General features: G+C 36.9%; 27 protein-coding genes. 3 read left to right on the forward strand and 24 right to left on the reverse strand.

What is annotated here, in order from left to right:
- Positions 1-198 precede the first annotated feature (198 nt).
- The 15 genes from NSQ89_RS19205 to gnd all read right to left on the reverse strand — a co-directional run bounded on the left by NSQ89_RS19205 (position 199) and on the right by gnd (position 15,353).
- Positions 199-2,157 carry a methyl-accepting chemotaxis protein gene (locus tag NSQ89_RS19205; protein WP_341133053.1) on the reverse strand — a complete coding sequence of 653 codons (1,959 nt, stop codon included), beginning with the start codon at positions 2,155-2,157 and terminating at the stop codon, positions 199-201.
- Positions 2,158-2,579: 422 nt separating this feature from the next.
- A complete protein-coding gene (locus tag NSQ89_RS19210) occupies positions 2,580-3,110 on the reverse strand; it encodes a hypothetical protein (RefSeq protein WP_341133054.1) in 531 nt (176 codons plus the stop codon).
- 206 nt (positions 3,111-3,316) lie between these two features.
- A complete protein-coding gene (locus NSQ89_RS19215; RefSeq protein ID WP_047942072.1) occupies positions 3,317-4,801 on the reverse strand; it encodes an aldehyde dehydrogenase family protein in 1,485 nt (494 codons plus the stop codon).
- 229 nt (positions 4,802-5,030) lie between these two features.
- Positions 5,031-5,525, reverse strand: coding sequence for an NUDIX hydrolase (locus NSQ89_RS19220; protein WP_341133055.1), 495 nt, complete (start codon positions 5,523-5,525; stop codon positions 5,031-5,033).
- A gap of 100 nt (positions 5,526-5,625) precedes the next feature.
- Positions 5,626-6,801 (reverse strand): hypothetical protein, encoded by a 1,176-nt coding sequence (locus tag NSQ89_RS19225; RefSeq protein ID WP_341133056.1) that lies wholly within the window; start codon positions 6,799-6,801, stop codon positions 5,626-5,628.
- Between the two features lie 73 nt (positions 6,802-6,874).
- Positions 6,875-8,068 (reverse strand): hypothetical protein, encoded by a 1,194-nt coding sequence (locus NSQ89_RS19230; RefSeq protein WP_341133057.1) that lies wholly within the window; start codon positions 8,066-8,068, stop codon positions 6,875-6,877.
- Positions 8,069-8,268: 200 nt separating this feature from the next.
- The gene (locus tag NSQ89_RS19235; RefSeq protein WP_047942061.1) at positions 8,269-8,898 is read right to left on the reverse strand and encodes a bifunctional 2-keto-4-hydroxyglutarate aldolase/2-keto-3-deoxy-6-phosphogluconate aldolase; all 630 of its coding nucleotides are present in this window, start codon (positions 8,896-8,898) and stop codon (positions 8,269-8,271) included.
- A gap of 19 nt (positions 8,899-8,917) precedes the next feature.
- Positions 8,918-9,841, reverse strand: coding sequence for a phosphoglycerate dehydrogenase (locus NSQ89_RS19240; RefSeq protein ID WP_341133058.1), 924 nt, complete (start codon positions 9,839-9,841; stop codon positions 8,918-8,920).
- 37 nt (positions 9,842-9,878) lie between these two features.
- Complete coding sequence (locus NSQ89_RS19245) at positions 9,879-10,544, reverse strand: HAD family hydrolase (protein ID WP_341133059.1); 666 nt, start codon at positions 10,542-10,544, stop codon at positions 9,879-9,881.
- A 40-nt stretch (positions 10,545-10,584) separates the two neighbouring features.
- The gene (locus tag NSQ89_RS19250) at positions 10,585-11,577 is read right to left on the reverse strand and encodes a D-isomer specific 2-hydroxyacid dehydrogenase family protein (protein WP_341133060.1); all 993 of its coding nucleotides are present in this window, start codon (positions 11,575-11,577) and stop codon (positions 10,585-10,587) included.
- Positions 11,578-11,672: 95 nt separating this feature from the next.
- Positions 11,673-12,167, reverse strand: a complete 495-nt coding sequence (locus tag NSQ89_RS19255) for a PTS system mannose/fructose/N-acetylgalactosamine-transporter subunit IIB (RefSeq protein ID WP_095259239.1) — start codon at positions 12,165-12,167, stop codon at positions 11,673-11,675.
- Between the two features lie 27 nt (positions 12,168-12,194).
- Entirely contained in the window at positions 12,195-12,608 is a 414-nt protein-coding gene (locus NSQ89_RS19260; RefSeq protein ID WP_341133061.1) for a PTS sugar transporter subunit IIA, read from the reverse strand.
- A gap of 77 nt (positions 12,609-12,685) precedes the next feature.
- Entirely contained in the window at positions 12,686-13,555 is an 870-nt protein-coding gene (locus NSQ89_RS19265) for a PTS system mannose/fructose/sorbose family transporter subunit IID (protein ID WP_047942055.1), read from the reverse strand.
- A 24-nt stretch (positions 13,556-13,579) separates the two neighbouring features.
- Positions 13,580-14,347 (reverse strand): PTS sugar transporter subunit IIC, encoded by a 768-nt coding sequence (locus tag NSQ89_RS19270; protein WP_047942054.1) that lies wholly within the window; start codon positions 14,345-14,347, stop codon positions 13,580-13,582.
- Positions 14,348-14,456: 109 nt separating this feature from the next.
- Positions 14,457-15,353 carry a phosphogluconate dehydrogenase (NAD(+)-dependent, decarboxylating) gene (gene gnd / locus NSQ89_RS19275; protein WP_095322485.1) on the reverse strand — a complete coding sequence of 299 codons (897 nt, stop codon included), beginning with the start codon at positions 15,351-15,353 and terminating at the stop codon, positions 14,457-14,459.
- Between the two features lie 450 nt (positions 15,354-15,803).
- Here gnd and NSQ89_RS19280 point away from each other — a divergent pair, with 450 nt between their 5' ends.
- Positions 15,804-16,250, forward strand: a complete 447-nt coding sequence (locus NSQ89_RS19280) for a helix-turn-helix domain-containing protein (RefSeq protein WP_053215658.1) — start codon at positions 15,804-15,806, stop codon at positions 16,248-16,250.
- 234 nt (positions 16,251-16,484) lie between these two features.
- On the opposite strand, the gene NSQ89_RS19285 is transcribed toward NSQ89_RS19280, so the two are convergent.
- The 4 genes from NSQ89_RS19285 to NSQ89_RS19300 all read right to left on the reverse strand — a co-directional run bounded on the left by NSQ89_RS19285 (position 16,485) and on the right by NSQ89_RS19300 (position 20,550).
- Positions 16,485-16,973 (reverse strand): competence protein ComK, encoded by a 489-nt coding sequence (locus tag NSQ89_RS19285; protein ID WP_341133062.1) that lies wholly within the window; start codon positions 16,971-16,973, stop codon positions 16,485-16,487.
- 30 nt (positions 16,974-17,003) lie between these two features.
- Positions 17,004-17,243 carry a helix-turn-helix domain-containing protein gene (locus tag NSQ89_RS19290; RefSeq protein WP_061799259.1) on the reverse strand — a complete coding sequence of 80 codons (240 nt, stop codon included), beginning with the start codon at positions 17,241-17,243 and terminating at the stop codon, positions 17,004-17,006.
- 144 nt (positions 17,244-17,387) lie between these two features.
- Entirely contained in the window at positions 17,388-19,895 is a 2,508-nt protein-coding gene (locus NSQ89_RS19295; protein WP_341133063.1) for a bifunctional diguanylate cyclase/phosphodiesterase, read from the reverse strand.
- Between the two features lie 169 nt (positions 19,896-20,064).
- Positions 20,065-20,550, reverse strand: a complete 486-nt coding sequence (locus tag NSQ89_RS19300) for a sigma-70 family RNA polymerase sigma factor (RefSeq protein ID WP_061799277.1) — start codon at positions 20,548-20,550, stop codon at positions 20,065-20,067.
- 272 nt (positions 20,551-20,822) lie between these two features.
- Between NSQ89_RS19300 and trmL the strand changes: the two genes are divergently transcribed.
- On the forward strand, positions 20,823-21,293 hold the full coding sequence (gene trmL, locus NSQ89_RS19305) for a tRNA (uridine(34)/cytosine(34)/5-carboxymethylaminomethyluridine(34)-2'-O)-methyltransferase TrmL (RefSeq protein WP_047942050.1): 471 nt from the start codon (positions 20,823-20,825) through the stop codon (positions 21,291-21,293).
- Positions 21,294-21,351: 58 nt separating this feature from the next.
- On the opposite strand, the gene NSQ89_RS19310 is transcribed toward trmL, so the two are convergent.
- The 5 genes from NSQ89_RS19310 to NSQ89_RS19330 form a co-directional block, all read right to left on the reverse strand.
- Positions 21,352-22,050: an ABC transporter permease gene (locus NSQ89_RS19310; RefSeq protein ID WP_176473360.1), complete on the reverse strand. Its 699-nt coding sequence runs from the start codon at positions 22,048-22,050 to the stop codon at positions 21,352-21,354.
- A 31-nt stretch (positions 22,051-22,081) separates the two neighbouring features.
- Complete coding sequence (locus NSQ89_RS19315; protein ID WP_336044965.1) at positions 22,082-23,005, reverse strand: ABC transporter ATP-binding protein; 924 nt, start codon at positions 23,003-23,005, stop codon at positions 22,082-22,084.
- Between the two features lie 90 nt (positions 23,006-23,095).
- Positions 23,096-24,028: a sensor histidine kinase gene (locus NSQ89_RS19320; protein WP_047942047.1), complete on the reverse strand. Its 933-nt coding sequence runs from the start codon at positions 24,026-24,028 to the stop codon at positions 23,096-23,098.
- A complete protein-coding gene (locus NSQ89_RS19325) occupies positions 24,025-24,681 on the reverse strand; it encodes a response regulator transcription factor (protein ID WP_047942160.1) in 657 nt (218 codons plus the stop codon). Before NSQ89_RS19325 ends, NSQ89_RS19320 begins: the two co-directional genes overlap by 4 nt.
- A gap of 322 nt (positions 24,682-25,003) precedes the next feature.
- Positions 25,004-25,534: a dihydrofolate reductase family protein gene (locus NSQ89_RS19330; protein WP_061799295.1), complete on the reverse strand. Its 531-nt coding sequence runs from the start codon at positions 25,532-25,534 to the stop codon at positions 25,004-25,006.
- Positions 25,535-25,622: 88 nt separating this feature from the next.
- On the opposite strand from NSQ89_RS19330, the gene NSQ89_RS19335 reads away from it, so the two are divergent.
- Positions 25,623-26,591, forward strand: coding sequence for a helix-turn-helix transcriptional regulator (locus tag NSQ89_RS19335; protein WP_341133064.1), 969 nt, complete (start codon positions 25,623-25,625; stop codon positions 26,589-26,591).
- The last annotated feature ends 279 nt before the right edge of the window (positions 26,592-26,870 follow it).

The following is a 26,870-nucleotide window of genomic DNA, read 5'->3' on the forward strand; positions in this document are numbered from 1 at the left end:
TAGATAAAGTAATTGAGCGTACAGCTTAGTGATCTGCATCTACTGAGAATATAATCCATGGTTTTGCGAAAGAGTTTGAAGTTAGTATTTGCAAAAAATATAAATTTTAGCCATCAAAGTCCCAAAAGTGAGATTCTCCTGCTTCCTTCATAAAGAGTATAAAAAAAGGGACGGATGAGAACCGTCCCCTTTTTTTTCCTATATTGTAAATTTTGTGATCGTTTTTTCTAATTCAGCTGCTAAGTTTTTGAGGCTTTGGGCAGCTGAGGAAATTTCCTCTATTCCTGCTAGTTGTTCTTCTGAGGCTGCGGCAACTTCTTGTGTGCTTGCCTTTGTGTTCTTAGTAATAGTAGAGATTTGATTAAAGGAAGCAGATACCTCTTCTGCGCCTGCTGAAATCTCTTCTGAAGTGGCAGACATATTGGTAATATTATCAGAAACTTCATATGTCAATTCTAAGATTTCCATAAATAGTTCTCTTGAATTATTAGCAATCAATACACCGCTTTGAACTTCATCCATGACTGCATTCATTGATTCGCTCGTTTGTTTAATCTCCCCTTGAATTTTCGTTACTATCCCAGCAATTTCTTGAGAAGAACGCTGTGATTCTTCTGCCAGTTTCCGAACTTCATCGGCAACTACTGCAAATCCTTTCCCATGCTCTCCAGCTCTAGCTGCTTCAATTGCCGCATTAAGCGCAAGCAGATTTGTTTGATCAGCTATAGAAGTAATAACTTCCAATATTTTTACAATATCCTGTGATCTTACAATAAGTGATTTCGTCAATTCATCTGAGTTTTGAACCGATTGTTGAATTGTATTCATCTGGGTAATATTTTTTTCAACAGATTCCTTACCAGTTTGGGCTTTATTCAATGTTGAGCTCGCCTTTTCAGAAATAGTCGCCGAAGCCTCTGCAATTTGCTGTACTCCTTGTGCCACTTCATCAAGCGCTTCTGTGCTTTCGGTCACCATTTCCGCCTGATCGGCTGCTCCTTCAGCAACAGTTTGAATCGATTCCGTTATTACTACACTTGTTTGATTGGATTGATCTGCACTCACAGCCAATTGCGCAGATGTTTCTGCTGTATGTTCAGAGCTTTCCTTCAACTGTTTAATCAATTCCCGCAAGCTATGTTTCATCGAATTCGTATTTTCCGCCAACTGGCCAATTTCATCTCTAGAGTGAACAGCTAAATCCTTGCTTGTAAGATCTCCCGCTGCAACTAAACGAAGCTGAGCAACAATATTTCGGATTGGTTTTGTCATCCCGTTTGCAATCCAAATTGCTACACCAATTATCAGCACAGAAACCACTGCGAAAATAATGGTCGTAATGTTCTTAATACTACTAGTAATTTCTAATATATCATCCAAGGAAGTAAATAAATATGTCCCTAAACCAGCACTTTTTAGTGGAGCATAAGTAACTAGTTCTTCTTCTCCGTTAACATTTGCGTTCTTATTACCACTGGCTGTTTTTCCCTCCTCAAATATATCCATTACTTTTTGGGAAAATCCTGCTTCCTTAATTGTCTTACCGATTAAATCTGCATTAGGATAATATTGGATGATATCATTACTATCAATTAAAACAGGATATGTGCTACTATTTTGAGAAGTCTCATTTTGGAAAAATTGCTTTATAAGACTTTCAAAGTTAACGGTAGCAGATACAACTCCCACTACTTCTTTATTGGCATTTATAATCGGAGTGGCTATTGCAAGAACCCGATTTCCTGTTGAATTGGATACAAGTACATTCGAAACACTTTGTTCGCCTTTTATCCCTTTAATAAAATAATCTCTTTTTGATAAGTCTAGTTTACCAACTAGACTAGGGTCTGTATGTGCTTCCACCATCCCATTTTTTCCGATAACTACAACTGATTCATAAGTTGGATCTTGCTCTTTAACTATATTAATTTGTTTACTCCGAGCTGCAAGATCTCCATTGATAATGGTATCTGATTTCGAAATAAGCGTAAGTTCATCCAAACGTTTTTGAATCCATTCCTCCATGTTTTCAACAGTAGAAGCTGTTTGATTACCAAGCCATTCCTCTTCCTTGTTTAACGCATTATTACTACTTACATAATAAATAATACTAGAAGCTATTATTACTGGTATAAGACCAATTAATAAAAAATACAAAATAAATTTTTTATCGATCTGTCTTTACTTTTTTTCATCCTTCCTCGTCTCCTTTATGCATCTCTATTTAGCATCATAAAACATATAACTATACTGCTTAATATACATATCGACAAAATTTGACGTATATCAATACTTTAGACAACCGTTTTCGACATTTTTCTACCGAATTAGTCTTCAGAGAGGCTGTTCCACCTATTCCCTATTATTTTCGAGAAACATTCAACCATATAACGCTTATTCTCTTCTCGATGATATTACTTCCCTGAATGAGAAATTACTTTCATATTAGCTTTGGCCCGACATTCATCAATCGCGAGAAATGTCCCTAAGTAAACCAAAAAAGAAGCATAGGAAGACTCCTTAGCTTCTTTAATCTTTAATAAGGGAAGCAAAAAGACTGACTGTCCCTACGATTCCATTTATTCATAAGCATCTACTTCAACTGGCAGTTTAACATTATCCTTCGGGAAAGTCGCATACCATACCCAGAGATTATCTTGAAGGAAAAACTTATTTGGCTGGATATTGCCCTCACTAGTAATAATGATGGTTTTGGCGCTATCTTCGGCAAATCCATAAATAATGGAAAAATTCTTTTCGAGCTTATTATTTGCCTGCCAGGTAATAGTACCTCTCTCTTGTCTCTCTTCTTGAAACTCCTGAAATTCTAATATAGGATAAATAATTTTTTGAAAGTCAGTAAATTCTTTATTAGTAAGTACAGGAACAATCCCCGACCTATTTTCCGCAAAAACGATACGGGACTGCGCATCAAACAACAGGATTCGTTTGCAATCACCAAATTGTTCCGATACTTCTTCACATACCCTTTCTTCCAAAGATGATATAGGAGGAATAAAGACAGTTTTAGTTGGATTTGGATGCATCGCAATAAGGTAAATAACAAAAATGGTCAGAGCTAGCGCAACTATCAAAAGAATGTTCTTCATTACATGTTGCCCTCCCTTCTTCCTTCCTTATTACTATGTCTCGTGAAAATGAAATACACATTTATACAGAGTACTCTTTCCATTAATCCTAGTATATGAACAAAAAGAAGCTGACTTCAAAAGTTGTTCTTAAACGACTTTTGCGTCAGCCACTACTTGCTATATCATGCGATTAAAAAGCAATAAGAACCGTCCCTCCGATTCCCTTATTGCATAGAAACCCATACACTCTTTACTTCTGTGTAGTTGTTTAGGGCATAGGAGCCCATTTCACGGCCGATCCCTGATTGTTTGTATCCGCCGAATGGAGAGGCTGCATCGAATGTATTGTAGCAGTTGACCCAAACTGTTCCTGCGCGGAGTTTGCTGGCGATGTAGTGGGCATTAGCAACATCTCTCGTCCAGACGCCTGCTGCTAAGCCATATTCACTGTTATTTGCACGTTTAATCAGCTCATCTAAATCGTCATATGGCATTGCCGAAATAACAGGTCCAAAAATTTCTTCCTTGGCAATCGTCATCTCATCTCGTACATCGGCAAAAACAGTTGGGGAAACAAAGTATCCTTCCTCACGTGGATTAAAACCACCTGCGACTAGCTGCGCGCCTTCGTTTAACCCTCTTTCAATATAACCAAGAACTCGTTGTTGCTGTTCAGCGGAAACAAGCGGTCCAATTTCTGTATCAGCGTGGATACCAGCACCTTGCTTCATTTTTTTCGCTTGATCTGCCATATCGGCAACGACATTATCAAAATGTTTCTTTTGAATAAAAACTCTAGATCCGGCACAGCATACCTGTCCTTGGTTGAACATAACACCATTAAATGCACCTGGAATAGCTTTTGTTAAATCTGCATCTGGCAGGATAATGTTCGGTGATTTCCCACCAAGCTCCAATGTAACTCTTTTCAATGTTTTAGAGGCATTCGCCATAATCATTTTTCCAACTTCCGTAGAACCAGTAAAAGCAATTTTATCTACTAAAGGGTGATCAACTAGCGGCTGGCCAGCTGTTTCCCCAAATCCAGGAACAATGTTCACAACCCCATCCGGGAACCCCGCTTCCTGGATTAATTCTGCTAAATAAAGAGCAGATAACGGCGTTTGCTCAGCTGGTTTTAATACCACTGTACATCCGGTTGCAAGAGCCGCTCCGAGCTTCCACATTGCCATTAACAGCGGGAAGTTCCAAGGGATAATCTGCCCAACTACTCCCACCGCTTCATGGCGTGTATAATTAAAGTATGGACCATTAACTGGAATCGTTTGTCCTGTAATTTTTGTACACCACCCCGCATAATAGCGCATATGCTCAATGGCTAATGGAATATCCGCATTAGTTGTTTCGCGAATCGGTTTCCCATTATCTAACGTTTCTAATTGGGCAAGCTCCGCACTGTTTTTCTCCATCAAATCGGCCAGTATGTACATAAGACGACTGCGCTCCGAAGCACTCATTTTTGACCAAGGTCCTTCGTCGAAAGCTTTCCGTGCCGCTTTCACCGCTAAATCAATATCTTCTGGACCTGCTTCATATACACTTGCTAAAACCTCATCTGTCGCTGGATTATAACTGTCGAATGTTTTTTGTGTTTGACTCTCCACAAATTCACCATTAATAAATAACTTTTTCTTACCACTTAGGAACTTTCCAACCTTTTCTTTCAAAACTACAGTCTGTTGGTTCATCGAATTCCTCCTTAAAAAGTAGATAATTTAATGGTCAGGCACCAATAATGGAAAACGCTTACAAAATAATGTTAACACTGTGGAAACAGAGATACAACTAATAAAAGAAGAAATATTTCGAGGATTTTTGACATGTTTGACGGCTTTTGACAAGAAATGACAGACATAGAGGAACAGTTCTAGTTAGGCATGTATTCACTAGAACCGTTCCCTCTGTGTCCCTTATTCCTTACGGTAAATACTTTTGACTTCGCAATAATGATACTAATGTGAATGAATCGAGGATTTCTCCGTCAATTGCCATTTGGATAGCTTTCTGAAAATCTAATAATTTTATTTTATGAATACCTTCTTCTTCTTGGAGTTTATTTTCAATTAGATTCGCTCCAAGACCTAAATATAAATCGATCTTACTTTCAATAAAACCAGAATCAGGGTACATTGATCCCAAGGATATAATATTCCTGCATTCACATGAGATTTCTTCATATAGTTCTCTTTTTGCAGTTACTAAACTATCTTCTTTGTCCTCTTTAAATCCTCTTGGAATTTCTAGTGAATAAGCATTTATAGGCTTTCTGAAAATCTCCATAAGAATGACTTTTTTATCGTTAGTTACCGGAAGAATAGACGCTCCATTTTTTAAATTTCTTAAAGATAAAATCTCTCGGTCGTCAAGAAAAACTTGATAGTAGTCGTTTGCATATACAATTTTTTTCTTCATTTTAATCTCCTTTTTACTGACGTAACGAGTTCAGAGAGAAAGATTTCATGACATCTAAAATATTTGTGTCATTTTCCATATCCTTCACTATTTTCTTCCCTTATAACTCTAAATGCTTTATCCCCGTCTCTGTTTTTCTAGAAAAAGGACTAAGGGCAATTTTTACAGCACTACCAATAACTTTACCGCCAATAAATTCTTGAACTCCGTCTAGTACTAAACCAATGGTTTGACTTAGGGTTCCCATTCCTACTCCCACTCCATCCCCAGCCACAGCTTCTGTCCCCAACGTTTGTAGGAATAATTTTCTTTTCTCTTTATTTAGTTTTTCTTTAATATCATGAGAGATAATTCTAGATAACTCACTATCAAACATATAAATAAAGTTGGTTAAGCTATCTTCCACTGAGGCAATATGATTTTCTCCCTTTCGAAAAGCCCTTTGTAACTTTATGTATTCCTTCTGCTTTCTCATGTGGTCTATCTGCTCAGCGTTCAATGATTTTAAAATACCTTCATTAAAAAGATTTGTATGAATAAAATAATCACTTGTTATATGATCAAACTGGCTTATAGAAGCGCTTGTTTGAAAAAACACCTGTTCAGGCGTTAATGTTTGTCTTGATGAACGGACAAGCATATCTGGATAAGCAGCTGAAGTCTTATAAAAATTAGGGATATTAAAGTTATAAGTAATATCAATATACTGACTAAGTAATTTTTTCGTATTTTCCTCATTAAATTGTATTTCTTTTAATAAATCATAGAGCCTTTTTCTGGAAAGATTATTATCTGAAAGGGCATAAATCTTATCCTCCCAATACTTTTTGTCCTCTATATTTATTTCAAGTGAGGTTAAATTTTCAGCAATATTTTTTGTGAAATGACCAGATATTTCATCAATACTCCATGTAATAGATTTACTTAAATCTATTTGTTCTAATGTATTTAAAACTTCCAATTTTGAAAGAGAAGACTTTTGTAAGGTACCATTTTCTTCAAAACTCTCATATGTATGAACTAAGCTTATTGTACCTATCCGAGCAGAAGGAACAATTATTCCTTTTTCAATATATTTTAGCCCCTCTCCCGAATGAAGAAAATTTAATAAATGACTGTTATTTATAAAAAATGTATCTGGAATAATTATACGATTATAAAGAAGGGCATAAAAGTTAATCAACGCCCTAAAACTATCCGTCGTTATGTATTTCTCATAAACATTATCAGCAAAAATAAAATATAAATCCGATAAATCACCCTTTGCCTTCGACAAAATGACCACCTCAGCCTGTACTATTTTTTATGAATTATACTTTTACCTATCCTTACAATAAAAAATATCTGATTTAAAATCTCCCCTTCATCCGAACCAAATAATAACCCTCAGCTGGATCATCCGAATCCTTTTCAAAAAATAATTCATAATCTCCAACCTGATAATACATATAATAACCATTATCCACTTCGCTAAATTCTTTACTGATTGGTTCACCTAAAGATTGGATAATTTCTTCTTCTTTTAAATAAATCGGTAGATGATAAGAATGAATGAGTGATTCAGGATACTCCTCATAATCATAAGGAACACCAAATCCAGCCTGATAGTCTTTATACATGAGGATATATCCACCTTCTGAGCCTATTCTCCAGTCAGGTTGACCTATTTGATTTTCTATAATTGGACCAATTGGCCCTTTTAAAGAAATATTGATTCCCGCTATAACTCCATTTTGGGCGTTTGGCAAAAAGTCTGGATGTTTAATCTTTTCATTATTGGATGCTATAGCAGCTTCGTCAAACTCCTCTCCTATTGGTGCATTCATTTCAGTATTCGTGTATTCACTTGCTTCCCCATTATCAGAATTCGTTTCCTCGTGAACGGATATAGTCGCTTCATCGTCTGAAATTTGTCTACTACTCATTAGATTATTAAACTCATAGTCTGTCATTAAGGAAACTTCTATATTGTAACTTGGTGCATCATCCTTTTTTGATTCTTCAAATAACTCCGAAACTCTATTGGATACCACAATTGTCGCAATACCTTGTTCCTCGGGCAGGCGATAATAGTAACTATCTTTATACTCTATCGATGTATAACGAAACGTATCATTCTTTTTCTCTTCTTCCTCATGATTTTCATCTAAAAAAGAACTGCCTGTTGGTAGTAACTTCTCCCCTAAAACTTGAAATTTATCCTTATCTCCTTTCACAAAAAAGTCAAAGGATTCTATTTGATTTTCTTCATTATGTTTTATGTATATCTCTTTATTTTCTTCTTTCTGCAGCACAAAATCCTTTTGATTTATGGATTCATACTTTGGTTTGCCATACATAGTATAGGCTACTTGCAAGTCGTCCCCAAGCTTCGGATACTCTAGCTCCAATAATACGGAGACCTCATCCTTGCCTAGTATCTCTTTGCTTTTTTCCACTGGTGCCGCTACATTGACGTAAATTACATCTATCTTCCATAACACAATCAATGTAACCAGCACAGTTATAATCGATGTAATGATAATAATGAATATCTTTTTCACTGCTTCCCCTCACTACTTTCTATATCTATTAGACTATTTTAGTCTAACATATTTGGAAGAAAGTTGAATAATCATATTGTTTTATTCCTATTTCCTTTCCCATTAAAATAGCTATCTTCCGTTCATCAGAAGATAGCTTGATTGTTAAATATATACTTCTGAACTTAAAATACTCTCACAAGAACCGTCCATCTGCTTCTCTACTTCACAATCGCTACAAACTTTTCTGCTTCGCGGGTTACTGCTTCGTAATCGCCTGTGGCTGCTCCTTTTGTTAGGCTGGAGCCTGTTCCTATAGCATAGGCGCCATTTTTGATCCATTCAGCTGCGTTTTCGACAGTAACGCCGCCGCTTGGCATAAAGTTCCCTTGAGGAAGAGGTCCTTTAAAATCTTTCACAATACTTGGTCCAAAGGCTCCACCCGGGAATACTTTGATAACATCTGCACCAAGTTCTATTGCTGTTAGTGCTTCGGTTGGTGACATAACGCCAGGCATAACAGCAACTCTGTAGCGGTGGCACATCGTAATGACTTCCGGGGACAGATTTGGTCCTACTATAAATTTTGCTCCTGCCAAAATAGCAAGTCTTGCTGTTTCCGGATCTAATACTGTTCCAGCACCAACGATAACATCCTCTCCTGCATATTTATCAGCTAGTTTTTTGATCACATCCAAAGCGCCAGGAATTGTCATGGTTAACTCTAAAAATTTAATGCCGCCTTGCCGGATCGCTTCACTTACATGCAGCCCTTGTTCTATATTTTGCGCTCGAATTACTGCTACAATCTTTTCCTCTTTCATTTTTGCTAAAACTTCTATTTTATCCATAAAAGATCACCTTTTCCTTTTATTTAAAATTAGCAAGGATATTTTCAACTGCCATTAAGCTCATTTTATTGACTGCATCCACACTAGAGGCAGCAGCATGTGACCCGATAATCATATTATCCAGCTCCAGCAGTTCCTTCTTTTCTGGTGGTTCCTTTTTGAAAACATCTATTCCAGCTCCCCAAATTTTCTTATCCCGCAGAACATTATAAAGGGCATCTTCATCAATCAGTTCTCCACGAGCTGTGTTGACCAATACAGCCGTTTCCTTCATCATGCTGAATTCTTTCTCACTAAATAGATTGGTTGTTTCTGGAGTTGCTGGTAAGTGAAGAGTTATAAAGTCACTTTCTTTCACAAGATGTTCCAGTTCCACATAAGTCACCTTGTATTTTTTAGCAAACTCATTATCTGGGCAAACATCGTAAGCTAGAATATCCATGTCAAAGCCATGGGCTCTCTTAATAACGCCCTTTCCAATGGCACCAGTCCCAATCACACCAAGTGTTTTTCCGTATATACCAATACTTGTTTTTTTGCTCCAATCCATTACACGGCATGATTGATCGATTTCTACTATTCTTCTCGCAATCGCTAACATTAGAGCGAAAGTAAAATCCGCAACAGAGTCAGCGTTGGCATTTCGAGTAATCGTTACTGGAATGTTGTTGACTTTGCAATAGTCGACGTCAATATTATCTGTTCCAACGCCATATTTTGAAATAACCTTTAACCGTTTCGCCTCTGCTAGGACATCAGCATTCAATGGATCCACGCCAACAATAACTGCATCTACATCCACTATTTCTTTTTTCATTTCTTCTTCCGTCATGATTCTGCCATATGGGTTAGTAACCACTTCAAAGCCATGAGCAGTTAATATTCGGCTAGCCTCTTCACTGTGTTTTCCAAAAGATCTGGGAGTAATGAGTACTTTCGGCATTTGTCTCCCTCCTCCTCTCGTTTCCTAAATTTAGGTATTATACGAATCGTAAATATTGTTCAACTTCCACTAAATCCCGAAAAATTTTTGGCTTGAGCTTACGAATAATAGCTGTTTCCTTCACAAAATCAGGGATAAAAAATGCTGGAATACCCGCAAGATAGGCCGCTTGAATACCTGCTGGGGAATCTTCCAATACAAGTGCCTCTTTCGGACTCACCTTTAATCGAGTACAGACTTCAAGGAAAATATCAGGACTTGGCTTTCCATTTGGTACTTCCTCTCCCGAAACATATAAATCAATGAAAGGAAGTGTGTCTGATAAAGTTAGAAATCGATGGATTACTTCTCTCGCACTTGATGAAGCTACAGCCATCTTTATGCCCTGAGACTTTAAAAAGGAAAGTAATTCGTCCAATCCTGGCTTTTTAAAATGAGGTCCTCTACTAAACGAGTATTCTAATTCATGCTTTTTTAAACGCATATATGCCCGCCACTCTTGCACAGGTTGATCTGGACCATAATAATCAGCCATTTTTCGAACAATATCTTGATTCGTTATGCCGATAAACTGTTCAAATAGAGTCCTTTCAAAAGAAAAGCCATAATGGGCAGCTGCCATTTGCCACGCTTGATAGGCTAACTTTTCCGTATCAAACATTAAACCATCCATATCAAAAATAACTAACGATGGAATCTCCAAACTAATTCTCCTTTCAATCAATACAACGCTTAGGACAAAATCATCCTTGAAACAACTCCACATTGACCACATTGTCCGGTCTCTCTTTTTTAAGCGTTCTTTCTATGTCTGACACTACTTTCTCTCCCATTCCTCTTAAGCATTCCATTGTATAGGCGGAAGTGTGCGGGGTCACCAGAACATTTTCATATTGGAAAAAGGGATGGGTTTTATCCACTGGTTCCCCTTCTAAAACATCTGTTGCGAGCCCTGCAATTTTGCCGCTCTCCAATGCCCGCAATACAGCATCCTGCGCCCACAATTCGCCACGTGCCGTATTAGTGAGATACACCCCTTCTTTCATTAAAGAAAATTCGTGATCAGACAGAAGATGGTAGCTTTCCTCATTAACAAATGCATTTAATGAAATAATATCGGACTGTTTTAATAATTCTTCTAAAGAAACACTTTCCGCACCTTTTTGTTCCAGTTCCTCTTTTGTTTGATAGGGGTCATATGCTAGTAATCTAGCATTAAAGCCATCCTTGAAAATCTCGCCAACTCTGCTTCCTATATTCCCTAATCCAATTACACCAACTGTTTTCCCATTGATTTGATGTCCAACAAATTGAGCCCGATCTGCCCAACGGCCTTCTCTTGCTGCCGTTGCTGCTGGATATGTTTTTCTCACTACTGCTAAGAGGTTAGTAACTGCATTTTCCGCTACAGCATCTCTTTCTACTAATGCAGATACAATGGTCACAATCGTCCCTTTTTCTGTTGCAGCTTCTATATCAATGTTGTTATAGCCAATCCCATGTCGGGAAATAATCAGTGTTTCGTCCTTTTGTTCAAAGAATTCCCTCGTAAAAAAAGGAGTAACGCTGGATATAATGATCGTAAATCCCTGCAATTTTTCAGCTAGCTCTTTTCCCGAAATATTTACAGGGAAGGTAAATATTTTTATCTCTCCAATGCTTTCAAGACGTTCTATTTGATCAGGGAATCTTTCTCCAAAACTACTTGAATTTACAATTGCAATTTTGTTTGCCATTGCTTTGTTCCTTTCCGCTTAAATTGTGCATTACTGAACATATGGGGAAGGAATGAAATCACCTTTTAGAAAACGGTACTTTCATTCCTTGAGAACTATTTCTTAATCGTTTTTAACCCATCCATCAATGGAACTTTTTTGCTGTCTGGAACCGTTTGGAAAAATATTTCGATTCCTTTGGCATCTAACGACTTTAAATGATCAACATCTGTTTCTGTTAACGCAACGGTAGGGATAACAAATTGTGCCTCTCCCTTTTTTGAAACGCCTCCTATATTGAGCCTAGTAACAGGTAACCCCTGTTCCACAACTTCTTTCACACTAGCAATATATTTAAAAAGTAGGACAACGTTATCTTTTCCAAACTGATCGCTATTCCATTTTTCAACTACTTCTTGATTGCTGTATACCTGAATCTTCAATCCAGAAGAAGAGTTTGTATTTATATAAATATCTTTCATAAATTCATCAGATGCTGTTTCGTTGTCAATAACATAAAGGGCATTAGTCCCTAAACCTTTTGACCATTTTGTCATTACTTGTCCATGAATTAAGCGATCATCTACTCTTACTAAATTGATTTTCCCCATGCTGGCCTCCTTTTTCATATTAGATATTTATTTCTTTAAGAAATTCCGATTCAAATGATGAATTCCACTTGTACCTGTTCCCTGCACTGTTTCGATTAAATTATTGGTATCTTCTACTGTTTGGTAGAAAGTTAATAATTCAATTAACATCGGCATATTGATACCGGTTAATATGTGGAAGTCATACTTGCTTAATAACGATAAAGATACATTAGAAGGGCTGCCGCCCAATAAATCTACAAGTAAAATGGTTTCCAAGCCGTTTTTCTCATTCTCTTCCATTATTTTACTTGCATCCTCACGCAAATCATCTACTGATTCACCTGGTCGCAGTGCTAAAGCTCGTAAATTTCGCTGAGGTCCCATAATCATTTCTGCACTTTTAATGAGCTCGATGCCGAATTCCCCATGTGTAATCACCAAAATTGCTCGATTTTCCATACACCTGCTCCTTTACTTTGGGATAATCTTATCAACTTTTTCCTTACCTATATAATCACTTCTCAAAAATAATAGATTTATAAAACTTTGATTGCACCGAGTACAATTAATGTACCAGTTAGCCATAATAATCCTTTGGTAATATTAAAGCCTTTTTTATCGAAGTATAAGTAAACACCTAATACGGTTAATAAAGGCAGTAACCCTGGTAAAATCGAGTCTAAAATATCCTGCAGCACGAATTGTTTTTCTGATAGAGTAAAGGATAGTGAGCTGCTTACTTTTACATAGGACCCTGCCAAGATGCCCATCATAAACAATCCAAGAACAGATAATGCGTCAATCATCGTTTTAATACGGCTTCCTGCTAAAATTTCTTTGGCTGCATTACGTCCCAGCCCGTAGCCCATTCTGACAAAATAATAGCCATAAAGAAATGTTACGAGCGTGAAACCAAGGAACGGAAATAATGCTCCAAGAGGACTGCCTGCCATCGCCCATGGCAAGGCGATTGCTATAAAAATATACTGGACAGTACCGGAGTCAATCGCATCTCCAATCCCTGCTAGAGCACCCATCAATCCTACTTTTGTATTGTTAATCATGTCTGGACTCGGCGCTTCTTCCTCTTTTCCTTCAGCCAGTGCTTTCGCGCGGGATTCTTCAAGGGATGCTGTAATACCAGTCAATGTTCCTCCGCCCCAAATGGCTTGCGTGTTAAAAAATAATAAGTGCCTTTGGTACGCCTCACTTAAATCTTTTTTATCTTTATATAATTTTTTCAGAATTGGCGTCATTCCAAATAAAAAGGAAGGAGCCACCATTCTATCAAAGGTATGCGGGATTTCATTTGCCCACCACCATCTTGCCCAAGCCTTAAGCAAATCTTTTTTTGTAATTGGCTCAGGGTAATTCTCTGGACTTTGTTTCTTTTCTTCTGCGCTCATCAATCAACCCACCTTTTTAAGTTCTTAAGCTGCTTCCTTCCCTCTCGTGAATAATACATACAGACCAGCAAGAATAGCACCGAAAATCGCATACGTTACCGTATTAATCTGTAAGTCTTTTAAAGCAACACTCATGAAGTATGCTAGAAAAAAGAATAAAAGCAGTTCCTTTTTACCGATAACATGCATAATAACGGCAATACCCAGAGCAGCAAGACCGCCGCCAACTACTTCAAGCACGTGGATAATTGGACCATCGCTAATTGAATTAACAAAATCAGCAACAACCGGAGCTCCATAGTAAAGAGCAATAAACACTAATGGAACATAAAGAATGAAACTTATGACAATCGGGATAATGATGACAGATGTAAATATTCCTCTGTCATTTACATCTGCTGCATATTTATCTAACACCCGTAATGCAAACGTATTCAAAAAGAAGCGGAATTGATAAGCATAACTACCTAGTATTCCAACTGGAACTGCGATAGCCACTGCTTTTTCCGGTGTAAAATCCCCTAATACAGCTACTGTTACAGCAATAGCTGCCGCGATAGCAGGCTCACTTGGTAATGCACCTCCTGGCGCAACTGCGCCCATATAAACTAATTGAATTGCCGCTGTAATAATCATCGCTTCTGTTATATGTCCTGTTACAATTCCAACAACTAACCCTGTCATTAACGGGCTAAAGCGCAATGTTAAAGTTGCATAGCCTATCCCTCGGGACATAACGATTGCAACCCAAATGGCGATTATTAGTGCTTGACCAATGGATAGTGTTGCCATTTGTCTTATCACTCCCTTATATTTTTAAAAATGTTCATAATTGCACAAATTACTACAACACTGTCCTCCTTCCGCAGAAAAATATGAAATAATTATATAAAATATAAAATTACTTCCTAATCACACGGTGGCCGCCAAATTCATTACGGAGAGCAGCAACCACTTTCGCAGAAAAACTGTCCTCTTCCAGTGATCGGTTTCTCATCATAAGCGACAAAGCAATAATGGGAACAGGAACTTCTAAATCTAATGCTGTTTCAACTGTCCACTTTGCCTCACCTGATGATGCTACCATTCCACGAATTTTTTCGAGTCTGGCATCTTTTTGGAAGGCAGATTCCATTAATTCCATAAGCCAGCTCCGAATGACAGAACCATTATTCCAGACAGCAGCGATTTTAGCTAAATCAAAATCATACTGACTTTGATTCAGCACTTGAAATCCCTCACCAATTGCTTGCATAAAGCCATATTCAATTCCGTTATGAACCATTTTTAAGAAATGACCGCTTCCAGATTCTCCTGCATATAAGTAACCATCTTGAGTAGAAACACTTTTAAATATTGGTTCTATTCGTTCAAAAATTTCCTGTCTGCCTCCAATCATTAAACATGCACCCTGGTTGGCGCCTAAAATTCCCCCTGATGTGCCGACATCTAAGAAATGAATGCCCTTTTCCTCAGCTAAGGCGGCACGGCGGATAGAGTCTTTATAATTTGCATTTCCTCCATCAATGACAATATCATCCGCTTTCATTTTTTCGAGCAGCTTTTCTATCACGATTTCACTTGGTTTTCCTGCTGGTACCATTACCCATACTACTCTTGGAGATTGCATATTTATAAGCATTTGATCTATACTTTCCACAATATGTATCCCATTTTCATTCGCTCTATTTCTAGCATCACTAGATTCGTCAAAACCATAGACAGAATGATGATTGTTTGCTAAGTTTAACGCAAGGTTAAATCCCATTTTTCCTAAACCAATCATTCCAATTTGCATCAAACCACTCCTTGTTTACAAACAGCTTATTCTTTGTAAATGCTTGTGACTTTGAAAAAGTATTACCATTTTTCTTTAATCTTACATTCAGATTATTTTATGCATGAATCTACTTTTTTTCGTGTACAATTGCTAGGTTAATAGATAAATGGGCATAGCTTCCCTACGCTTATCTGCTTCGCTCATCGAGCATCCTAGAAATGATGTACCAAATAAATCGGAACTTATTTATATGTCAGACAGCTCTTACAACTTTCCGGTCCATTCTAAGCTTAGTAACTACCGGAAATTTACTACTATTTTTTCACAAAGTGATATTTACTAGCTAGAACACCGGTGGGCAAATATCATTTGTTAATTCAAATTATACACGTTTTTTCGAGTGAGTCAACCGAAAATAGACGAAATTTCGTATAAATACATTTTTTCGTGTGAAGGGAGTTTAAATTAGTGAAAAAGATCGAACATATTGGGGAACGTATCAAATTATTAAGAGAAAAACACGGATTGTCGCAAGCTGCTTTTGGAAAAAGAATTGGGGTATCTTCGGGAAATGTTGGAGACTGGGAAAGTGAGAAAAAGAAATCATTACCTGGAGCTAAGGCCATTTACACCATTGCGAAGGAATTTGAGGTATCTGCTGATTGGCTGCTTGCTGGAGAGGAATTTTTAGGAGATTCATCCTTAAAAAGCGGAAATATAGTAATCCAAGATGACAAACCATCAATCAGCACTAGTATAATAAAAGAACGAGAATCCATTAATGAACATGCAGCCAACGAAACACTAACAGAAGAAGCAAAAGAACTAGTTTCCATATTTAATGATTTAAATGAACGAGATGCTGCCGAATTATTAATGATTGCCCGAATGAAACGCGATTTTGAAAGTCGGTAACGGTCGACAATTCTTGTACTGGCATTCGTTACCAAAGGGGGAATGGTTCTACCCAGTCATATCTTATGCCTATAACAGGGTAACAGTAGAACCACCCCTCCGATTCTCTTATATCCTCTCCTGCTAGATTTCAGACATTTCCTAATCCTTTGGAAAGAGGGATAAACTGTTCTATATAAATAATGGGACCTCATAGAAACCTGTTCCTTTGAACCCACTATTCATTATAAGAGCCTATTGCCGGATATCCTTTCTATCTTCCATTGATTTTCTTACCCTCCATGATTTGATAATCTGTGTCTCTAGGATATAGGGAGATACTTCCGTAAAGATTTTTTCTCCATTTTTAAAAATGATAGCGCTTTTAAATTTTTCATTGTGTTTTACTGGGTGTATGTGATCGATATGCTCGGTGAAGATCCATTGACAGTGAAATTGCCTAGGAGCATGGGTGGGAAATGCATATATATTTCTTGGGGGGTTAATTGGCATAGGCAGTCTTTTCTGCATTCCTAATTTATATGTAATAGAACGACGTCTTCCATCAAAATCAGAACCTCCAATTAATAGATTCTCCTTGATTATGTCAAAGGGAGTTTCTTTGACATACACAGTCCGATCTACATCTTTTACCACTGTGCCATATTCGATTGCTTCCATGGGCATGATGGTCATCGTGCGTTCATTGGCAATATATTTATTTAAAATACACTCTTTCTTCATCTTTAACACTCCTTCTTTTTCACACACTTTTTAATCTAGTTCCTCCATCGTCTCTTTAATAAGAACTGCATCCAGCTGTAAATCAAGTACTTCACAAATTTTGTATAGGGTACTTACTTTTGGTTCCTTTTGCCCTCTTTCAATTTGACCAAGGTGGGCATAGTGTAAGCCTGTTTCATCCGCAAGCTCAAACTGAGTCAGCTTTTTCTGTAACCTCCTCTCTTTAAGTAATTTATAATCAATACAACTTTTTTCCCCTCTTGTTTTCAAATTTATCACCTCCTTTAGAACTATTATGAAGGAAATGAATAACCAGTAAAACTTCCTATAGGTAGGAATTTGTTAACATTTTGTTAATTTTTAGGAATCAACTGTAAAACAGAAAAAAGACGGTTCGATGGAAGGTCATTGACCTCACAAGAACCGTCCCTCTGCTTCCGTTAAAAATGAAAGTATTTCGCTTGGTGGAAGGGGTTTGCTATATAAGTAGCCTTGTAGGTTAGTGCATCCTTTGCTTTTTAGGAAGTCGGACTGCTCTTGGGTTTCTACTCCTTCTGCAATCACATTCATACCTAATTCCGATGCAAGGATGATAATCGCTGAAACAATGGCTGCATCTTCCTGACTAGCAGGAAGATGACTAATAAATGACTTATCAATTTTAATCGTATCTGCTTGAAACTGTTTTAAGTACATGAAGGAAGCATATCCCGTTCCAAAGTCATCAATGGAGACTTTTATGCCCATGCTCCGCAATGTAGAAACCGTATCTCGAACGAGAAATTCATGGTTAGATAACACACTTTCTGTTATTTCTATTTCTAGGTATTCAGAAGAAATCTTATATTCCATCAGTTTTTTGCTCACTAGTGCAGCGAAATCTTGTTTTAAGAGCTGTTTAATCGATACATTGATGGCGATGGGGATTTTTATATTTAACTTTTCCCATTCTTTTATTTGAGCACATGCTTTATTTAGAATCCACTCACCAAGCAGTAAAATAAAGTCACTTTCCTCCGCTAGGGAAATAAAGGCTGCAGGACTGATTACCCCTTTCTCTGGCGAAATCCACCTAATTAATGCTTCCACTCCAATAAAATTACCTGTTTCTATATTCACTTTAGGTTGGTAATAAAGAACAAACTCGTTTTCTTTCAGTGCTTTTTTTAGATTGCTCTTTAACTCAAAAGCAGTGACAGCATTTTCATTCATTTTTGGATCATACAAATTAAAGGCATTGCCACCCACTTTCTTCATACTATACATAGCAACATCAGCATTCTTCATCAGTTCCTCAAACGTTTGGCCATGTTCCCCACTAAGACTTATACCGATGCTTCCATGGGTAGAAAATTCTTGACCATCTATAATGATCGGTTCTTCAATTGCTTGGAGAATTTTAGCAGCTAATGCACGTAACATGGATTTGCTAATATAATTACTAATTAATATAACAAATTCATCCCCGCCCATTCGTGCCACCACATTCTTTTCACCAATGGCTTCTTGAATTCGTTTCCCTACTTCTTGTATTAACCTATCTCCTGATGAATGACCAAAAGTATCGTTATGTGGTTTTAAGTTATCTAAATCTAAAAACATAACTGCAAGGTGGCTCGTTTCTTGTAAGCGCTGCGAGAAGATCTCCTTTAAATACCGCAAATTCGGCAGATTTGTTAAACTATCATAATTTGCTAGATATTTAATCTTTTCTTCATGGAAATGGCGTTCCAAAGCAATTCCTGTCAAATGACTAAAATCTTTTAACATTTCAATATCAGAATCCTTTGGTTCCAATGGTTCCTTATAATAAACAGCAAATGTTCCTAATAAGGAATCTTTAGATGAGATAATGGGCAATGACCAGCAGGAACGCAATCCATTCGCGAGTGCAATTCCCCTCCAATTTGACCAAGATGGATCTGTTTCTATATCCGCTGTAATTTTTAATTCCTTCGTGTATGCTGAATGGCCACAGGAGGCAAAATTCTCTCCTACAGGAAACTTATCAATTTTTTCAATGAATGTAGAATCCAGCTTTGGACCATAGCCAAAACGCAGCCAATTATGCTCTTCTTCGTAATACATAATCGAACAAATTCCTTTTAAAAGTTCTTCTACGCTTTCAGTAATATATTCAATTATTTGTTCTAATGGTTCACCCACGGCAATTCTCGATAAAATAGCCTTTTGTTTCTTTTGCAGTTCCTCAATGCTTTTCTTTTCTGTTATATCTTGGGCGATTCCATGTATACCGATAACTTGATCATTTAACTTCAATGGAATCGTGGTCAATTTGATATCCCGGATTTCCCCATCTTTTCGAATGATTTGCGACTCAATCCCTTGAGTCATTCCACAACAGACCTTGTCAAAACGCAGCAGCACTTTCGGAAGTTGTTCAGGTACGATTAAATCACGGAAATTTAATCTCGTTAATTCCTCCTTTGTATACCCGCTGATTTCTTCTGCAACTTTATTAACATCTAAAAAATTGCCTTCCTTGTCCAAAGTATAGACTCCATCTGGGTCATGTAGAAATAGAGATTTATATATTTGTTCACTTTTTTCTAATTTCGTAATGTCTCGTCCAAATACGATTAGATTTTGACGATTTCCAGCTGAATCAAATATCGGTACCTTAATTATCTCAAATATACGCTCTGAGTTTTGGAAAAAAAACGACCCTTTTACTTCTATCTGTTTTCCTGTCTGCCAAGCTTGGAGATCACTTTTCACAAAGCCAGGCACATACGCAGCAATATGAGGATATAGCTCTCCTAATTCCTCGTCTGTTTTCCCTTGATATTTCTCTATATTAAAAAGTTCCAATGTGTTACGATTCGCTTCTATCCAGCGGCCTTCTTTATCCTTTAAAATAATAATATCAGGACTTGCATTAATAAACGGTTCTAATTTCATAGCTTTCTCCCTATTTTTACGGTCATATACAATCCATTATATAGGTTCAGTAAAATTTGGACTATATGAATTCTCGAACAATTTATTAAGTGAAGGATGATCCATCCAAATAAAAGATTCTCATAATCAATAGGGATGTTATTCGTAGTGGTTAGTCATCGCTTTCTCTCTAGAATTCCAATATCCGCTTCAACTTCTCCTTCGCTGTTTTCCGCCACCATTTCACAGCAGAAGGCGATACTCGTTCTTTCTGTGCTATTTCTTTTACAGTTAGCTGATGAACAAAGGTGGCTATTACCCAAGTTGTCTCCCCTTCAGATAGTTCCTTGCAAAGACCTTTTATATAGTCCTCTTCTTCTCGGTATAGAATAGGACTTTCCATCAGCGCCCAAAACTCTTCACTTGGGTAATCATTCCTTTCTGCCTCTCTTGTCCGCCGCTTCAATTCATCAAGAAATCTTCCTTGCATATGTCGATATAAGTAATTGCTGTATTTACCCTTTTCCTCCTTAAACTGACTCATCGTTTCCCAAATGCTTATTAAACCAATTTGAAAAAACTCTTGCTTGTCTTTATAAATCAGCAACTTTTTTATCATATGGTGGATCATCGGAGTAAACTCCTCTACTAATTGCTCGTAATTCTTCCCTTCCACATTCGTTTCCTTCCAGAAAAGCGCCTTTCCTTTTTATTCCTAGGTACCTTTACTTTATGGAAAAATAAGGAGACTTTCGACAGAAGAAAAGATACGATAGAATACAAAAAATACAAGTAAAATTTAGAATTGACGTCTAACTTGAAGGTAGAGTGAGGGTTATTTGATAAATAGCCCTATTTTATAAGAGGCTGTTATCCTTTAAATAAATCTGCCGCTGCCTCAAAATATGCTATAATTCGAAAGGGAAAATATAAATAGAGGTGACATTCATGGCCATACACGTTGTCTTGTATCAGCCAGAAATTCCGGCTAATACTGCCAATATTGCACGTACTTGTGCAGGAACAAATACAGCGCTGCATTTAATTCGACCACTTGGTTTTTCAACCGATGAAAAGATGATCAAACAAGCAGGTCTAGATTTCTGGGAGAACGTAAATATTACCTATTACGATTCATTAGACGATTTTTTTGTGAAAAATCAAGGCGAATTTTACTATATTGAAACATTCGCTGAAAAAACCTATACAGCCTATGATTTCACTGACCAATCAAAGGACTATTACTTCATATTCGGAAAAGAAACAACGGGCTTGCCAAAAGACTTACTAGAAACACACAAAGACCATTTTCTACGAATTCCAATGACCGAACACATTCGATCCCTAAACCTTTCCAATACAGCAGCAATACTAGTATTTGAAGCATTACGACAACAAGGATATTCACAAATAAAATAAGGAAGCAGAATCTCCTCTGCTTCCCTTTTTTCATTAGTTTTCTTGGCGCCTGAAATAATTACTGTAAATCAATTGAATCCATCTTGCGTATAGTCATGTTAACAATGCCAATTGCAACAATTGTTAAAGCAATAGGGATATAAATAATATTGGCCAAGGAAAAGTCCGTCCCGATCGAGGAACACATAATCATAACAATCAACAGAGAGGAACCAATTGTTGCAGGGGTTGAATAATTTCTCATCCCAAAATAGAGAGGTACAAGCGATGCACCTGCAGTTGCCACATTAAATACCAATATATTTAATAGCTCGGAACGAAATTGATTAATCGTTACATTCATTTCAATTGTTAGATGAAATACTTGATTTAGCCCGAGAAAACTCAGAATGACAAACAGATTAGAAATAATCAACGTCGCCAATGTCATAATAAAAATCAAGACAATCTTTGCGCTCATTATTTTTTTCCGATCTATTGGGTAAGAAAACAAAACAAGCGCAGTTCGATTTTTGAACTCATCTATGATGACCTTCGAAATTAGCACAGAAGCAAAAACAACAAATACGCCACGAACCATTGTTCCAGCAACCATGGAATAATCCGCAAAGCTTTGAAAGGATTCCTCTCCTTCCATTATTTGCTCGAAAGTAATCATGCATAATAACCCAAGAATAACGATATTAGCAATAATAGCTCCTTTAATAAACCAACCTAATTTATGTTTTCTAAGCTCCAGCTTGATTAAATGAAACAAAATATATCCTCCTATTATCATTAAAAGTTAATTAATGATTGATTTTTTCCAATCCAACTTTCTTTATAAAATACTCTTCTAATGAGGTTTGTTTCTTTGTCATAGACTCTACATCAATATCCTCTACTATCAACGTTTTCGTTATTTGTGATGGAGTAATGGCTGTATCATAAATACGAATCACCTCATCATCGATCACTTTCAAATTATTCATATTCAATTTATTGTGTAAAACAAAAGCTGCTTTGCGCTGATTATTTGTTACTAATTCTAGATAATCGGTATTTTTCGCCTTTATAGAATCCATCGTTGCTTCTTCGATAAGTTTACCGTTTTTTATCACACCAATCGTGTCTGCAATTTGTTCAATTTCACCGATTATATGACTAGAAACCAAAATGGTCATTCCATATTCTTTATTAAGGATATTAAACAATTTTCTCATTGACTTAATCCCAGCTGGATCTAGCCCATTAATCGGCTCATCTAAAATTAATAATTCCGGCTTAGTGATAATTGCTCTGGCAACACATAAACGCTGCCTCATCCCCAAGGAAAAGTCTTTTGGTTTCAACGTTTCCACATTTTCAAGGCCAACCCACTCTAACGCTTCCTTAATTGCTTTTTTGTTATGGTAACCCATGTACTCACAATGTAGTTCTAGATTTTCTAAAGCAGTCATTTTCTCATAAAAAATCGGATACTCAATCATGCTGCCAATTCTCGTCAGGTAATCATAGGAATTCGGAAGAAGGGGCTTTCCGAAGATTGTAATACTACCTTGTGTAGGCTTAATCATATTGGTCAGCATCTTCATAATCGTAGATTTCCCTGCACCATTAGGACCAAGAAATCCATATACTTCTCCTTGTTTAATATGAAGGGAAACCTGGGATACGACTTCACGTCCTTGTATGGTTTTGGTTAAATCTTTTGTTCGTACAGCATAGTCCATCTAAATCCTCCTCATTTACTATCTGTATTCATTTTAGCTCCTATCCCTTGCTTTTTTCTGTCTTAAATCTTACAAAAACCTTAAGATTCCTTACCCATTCATTCGCCTAAAGGTAATGTAAAATGAAGTTTTTTCATATGGAATAGAATGCACGGAAATTTCTCCGTGCATCTCTTCGACTAGCCTTTTGGTAATAGTCAGCCCTAAACCACTGCCTTGAAATGCTTTATTTCTCGAATCGTCAAGTGTAAATAGACGCTCAAAGATATTAGCTTGGTCAGCTTCGTCAATTCCCTTCCCGCGATCAAACACTTCTATATAAACCTGCTGTTCATCAAAATGCAGGCTTAATCCAATTACCTTCCCATCGAGACCATAACGGAGCGCATTCGAAAGGAGGTTATGTAAAACACGATTTACAGCTTCCTCATTTCCCAGCGCAAAGACAGACTCATCAGGGATATCAATCATTGCCTCTAGCCCTTTGGCTCTTATCCAATCATGGAATGTTAAGATATTTTTCCTGCATAGTTCAGATAAATTTACTATTTCAAGGGGAATTTCTTTATCACCAGACTCAAGCTTTGCGAGATCAAAGAATGTATTCATTAATTGAATAAGCTCCATTGTTTTGTCATGCACCTGACTTAATAATTGCACTCTTTCTGTTTCTGTAATGGGAAAATCTTTCTGAAACATTTCAATATAACCGGCAATTACCGTAAGAGGTGTTTTTAAGTCATGGGAAATATTTGCAAGCATGCGCTTCATGGAATGTTCCATTTTGATAAATTCTCGGGACTTTTCGTGACGATCATCTAATACTTGATTGATGTTTATAAGGAGATCTTTTAATTGTTGATCATTTGAGACCACGAGAATTCTTTCATTCGTTTGCCTCTGCAGAATTTTTTTTAGTTTGTTTGATATATATGCTATATGTTGATCCCGATTTTTCCTTTGTCGATATTGATAGACGTTAAAAATAAGAAGAACCAAAATAATACTGATCCAGATAATCATTCAAACTCCCCTAACTTATAACCAATCCCCCATATTGTTTTGATATAAATAGGATCAGAGGGATTATCCTCAATTTTTTCGCGCAATCGTCTCATATGGACATTAATAACATTATCATCACCAAAATAATCATCGCTCCAAACAGAACGATAAATTTGTTCCTTTGTAAACACTTTCTTTTGGTTGCTAAAAAACAAAAGCAGGATTTTCCATTCTGTCGCTGTCAAATTAATTTCCAAACCATTCTTCCATACCCGATGATTTTCTTTATCTAATTCCAATTCATAGACTTTCATCCTTGATGGCTTAGATTCTTCACGGCTTTTGTCAGCGTACTGCGTCGATCTTCTAATCGCTGCTTTTACTCTTGCAGCTAGTTCAATCATGGAAAATGGTTTTGTAATATAATCATCTGCACCAAACCCTAATCCTAAAGCTTTATCAATCTCTGTGTCTTTCGCTGACATGATGATAACAGGAATATAACTAGTTGTTCTGATACTTTGAAGAACATCCATCCCACTCAATTTCGGTAACATGATATCTAATAAAATCAAATCATAACGCTTTTCCTTAAACATTTGTCCTGCCGTCTTTCCATCAAAAACACATTCCACATTAAATCCTTCATTATGTAAATATCTTTTTACCATATCACTAATCGCAAGATCATCTTCCACAAGTAAAATAGTTTTTTGCACCTAGACTCCCCCTCTCTTATTTCCCTACATATAAGAGCTAATTATTCTATAAAACATTTATTTACCTTTTATACTACTATAAGTAGTATAAATTAATAATGGCATTTATATGGAGTTTACGAAAAGTACACGTGAGAAAAGATTCCTTTTGCTTAAATTCCTATCCTATTTGGACATAAAAAAACTGCGCCTCCCGTTGTTAGATGTATCTAACAATTGGGGCGCAGTAAAGGGACCGGGTTTAAGATATTTCAACTTTTTTTAGCCCAATCTCTTACCTTCTTCTTTCATAATGAACCTCTACAAACTGGTTGAAACATTTTGTTCCTTTTAAGATCAAGTCCACTTGATAATCAGCTTCTTTAAATAAAGGAACTCCTTCTCCAATTATCGCAGGGGCGATGGTAAGAATGAACTCATCTATTAACTTTTCTTTAAGAAAAGAGTGTAATAGTTCTCCCCCGCCAACCATCCATATATTCTTTCCCTCTTGTTTTTTTAATTTATTTGCAAACTCGATGATATCATCCTTTATAAATGTCACCTCGTCTGTATCCTTGTTTTCCTGTCTCGAAAAAACATAGCATTCCTTATTTTTATAAGAAAAATCGTTCGTATGATTGATAATCCAATCATATGTTTTTCTTCCCATTAGAATAGTATCTATCGTTTCGTAGAATGCAGAAAACCCATTATCTCCTTCTCCCTCTACTTTAAATAACCATTCTAATGATTCATCCTTCCCAGCAATATAACCATCTAGACTTGTTGCTGTAAATAATACGATATTCCGCTGTTTTTTCATATACATTCCTCCTAAAACGTTCGATGGTTATAGTATAATGTTTAATAATGACACCTTTTGTCATATATATAATTTTAGAGGTGGTTGTATGCGGGCTGATCGGTTGATATCCATTTTGCTCCTGTTACAAAATAGAGGGAAAATGACAACAAAAGAATTAGCGAAGGAATTAGAAGTTACAGAAAGAACAATCCATCGGGATATGGATGCTTTAAGTACAGCAGGAATACCCATTGTAGCAGAAAGAGGGAAAATGGGCGGATGGACATTGCTTGACCAGTATCGTACGAACTTAACTGGATTAAAGTATGATGAAATGTTGTCTTTGCTTATTTCTCCTTCTGTTCAATTGCTGTCCGATCTCGGGTTAGCAAAAGAATGGCATGATGCCCGCCAGAAAATGGTTGCTGCACTCCCGAATACTTTTCGACAAGGTTCCCTCGATGTCTGGAACCGAATTCATATAGATACAACCGCATGGAAACAACCAGCGGAAAAACTTGTTTCCTTTAAAATAATCCAAGAAGCAATTTGGAAAGAAAAAGTACTGCATATTCAATATGAGCGAGCTGACGGAAAAGTAGTTTTTCGAATGGTCAATCCTTTAGGATTAGTAGCTAAAGGCAGTACTTGGTACTTAATTGCCTCCTCAGACAAAAAGATACGAAATTATCGAGCATCCAGACTCCTGTCCTTAGTGATGACAGAGGAAGCTTTTACTAGACCAATCGACTTCAATTTAGAGAAATATTGGCTGGAATCCACACAAACTTTTATTAGCTCTCTTCCTGAATATAAGGTAGAAGTGGAAGCATCGCCATCGATTATTCATAGAATGAAATTCACCACACGTTTTGTGCAAATCGAAAGAATAGGAACACCAACTGCAGAGGGATGGCTCCCTGTAAGCCTGCGCAGTGATACAGAACAAGAAGCAATTGCCTATATTTTAGGCTTTGGCGATCAAATCAGAGTCATCTCCCCTTCCACGCTGAAACAGGAAATTTACCAAATGGCGAAGAAGATAGTTGATTTTTATAATCTGCAAAAGATGTAAGGGAGCGCTGCTACCGCTGAGAAAGAAACGATAGAATAGGCAAAGTGAGGTAGCATTTAGAAGGATAAAGAAGGATCTAGAGATTACCTTATATGATAATTTCCCAAACATAGAAAGACGGAGTTTACGCAAATAGGACGAATTCCGTCTCTTGCATTTTTGATTGGTGTACGGAGACACATTGTATTACTAACCCTTCAACTTAAATCTCTATTTATATTCCATTTATAGAAAATATATGTGGAGAAAAAAATAAACAAATCTAACTCTATTAACCTC

The organism is Niallia sp. FSL R7-0648, from assembly GCF_038007005.1.
GTDB classification, from domain to species: Bacteria; Bacillota; Bacilli; order Bacillales; family Cytobacillaceae; genus Niallia; species Niallia circulans.

What these genes read in the sequence shown, in the direction of transcription:
- NSQ89_RS19255 (WP_095259239.1), bottom strand. Translation starts at nt 12,167, where the DNA reads ATGGGGAAAATCAATTTAGTAAGAGTAGATGATCGCTTAATTCATGGA.
- NSQ89_RS19330 (WP_061799295.1), bottom strand. Translation starts at nt 25,534, where the DNA reads ATGAAAAAACAGCGGAATATCGTATTATTTACAGCAACAAGTCTAGAT.
- NSQ89_RS19270 (WP_047942054.1), bottom strand. Translation starts at nt 14,347, where the DNA reads ATGGCAACACTATCCATTGGTCAAGCACTAATAATCGCCATTTGGGTT.
- NSQ89_RS19220 (WP_341133055.1), bottom strand. Translation starts at nt 5,525, where the DNA reads ATGAAGAAAAAAATTGTATATGCAAACGACTACTATCAAGTTTTTCTT.
- trmL (WP_047942050.1), top strand. Translation starts at nt 20,823, where the DNA reads ATGGCCATACACGTTGTCTTGTATCAGCCAGAAATTCCGGCTAATACT.
- NSQ89_RS19250 (WP_341133060.1), bottom strand. Translation starts at nt 11,577, where the DNA reads ATGGCAAACAAAATTGCAATTGTAAATTCAAGTAGTTTTGGAGAAAGA.
- NSQ89_RS19320 (WP_047942047.1), bottom strand. Translation starts at nt 24,028, where the DNA reads ATGATTATCTGGATCAGTATTATTTTGGTTCTTCTTATTTTTAACGTC.
- NSQ89_RS19315 (WP_336044965.1), bottom strand. Translation starts at nt 23,005, where the DNA reads ATGGACTATGCTGTACGAACAAAAGATTTAACCAAAACCATACAAGGA.
- NSQ89_RS19260 (WP_341133061.1), bottom strand. Translation starts at nt 12,608, where the DNA reads ATGGAAAATCGAGCAATTTTGGTGATTACACATGGGGAATTCGGCATC.
- NSQ89_RS19335 (WP_341133064.1), top strand. Translation starts at nt 25,623, where the DNA reads ATGCGGGCTGATCGGTTGATATCCATTTTGCTCCTGTTACAAAATAGA.
- NSQ89_RS19265 (WP_047942055.1), bottom strand. Translation starts at nt 13,555, where the DNA reads ATGAGCGCAGAAGAAAAGAAACAAAGTCCAGAGAATTACCCTGAGCCA.
- NSQ89_RS19295 (WP_341133063.1), bottom strand. Translation starts at nt 19,895, where the DNA reads ATGAAATTAGAACCGTTTATTAATGCAAGTCCTGATATTATTATTTTA.
- NSQ89_RS19215 (WP_047942072.1), bottom strand. Translation starts at nt 4,801, where the DNA reads ATGAACCAACAGACTGTAGTTTTGAAAGAAAAGGTTGGAAAGTTCCTA.
- gnd (WP_095322485.1), bottom strand. Translation starts at nt 15,353, where the DNA reads ATGCAAATTGGAATGATTGGTTTAGGAAAAATGGGATTTAACCTTGCG.
- NSQ89_RS19240 (WP_341133058.1), bottom strand. Translation starts at nt 9,841, where the DNA reads ATGCCGAAAGTACTCATTACTCCCAGATCTTTTGGAAAACACAGTGAA.
- NSQ89_RS19210 (WP_341133054.1), bottom strand. Translation starts at nt 3,110, where the DNA reads ATGAAGAACATTCTTTTGATAGTTGCGCTAGCTCTGACCATTTTTGTT.
- NSQ89_RS19325 (WP_047942160.1), bottom strand. Translation starts at nt 24,681, where the DNA reads ATGGTAAAAAGATATTTACATAATGAAGGATTTAATGTGGAATGTGTT.
- NSQ89_RS19285 (WP_341133062.1), bottom strand. Translation starts at nt 16,973, where the DNA reads ATGAAGAAAGAGTGTATTTTAAATAAATATATTGCCAATGAACGCACG.
- NSQ89_RS19235 (WP_047942061.1), bottom strand. Translation starts at nt 8,898, where the DNA reads ATGGATAAAATAGAAGTTTTAGCAAAAATGAAAGAGGAAAAGATTGTA.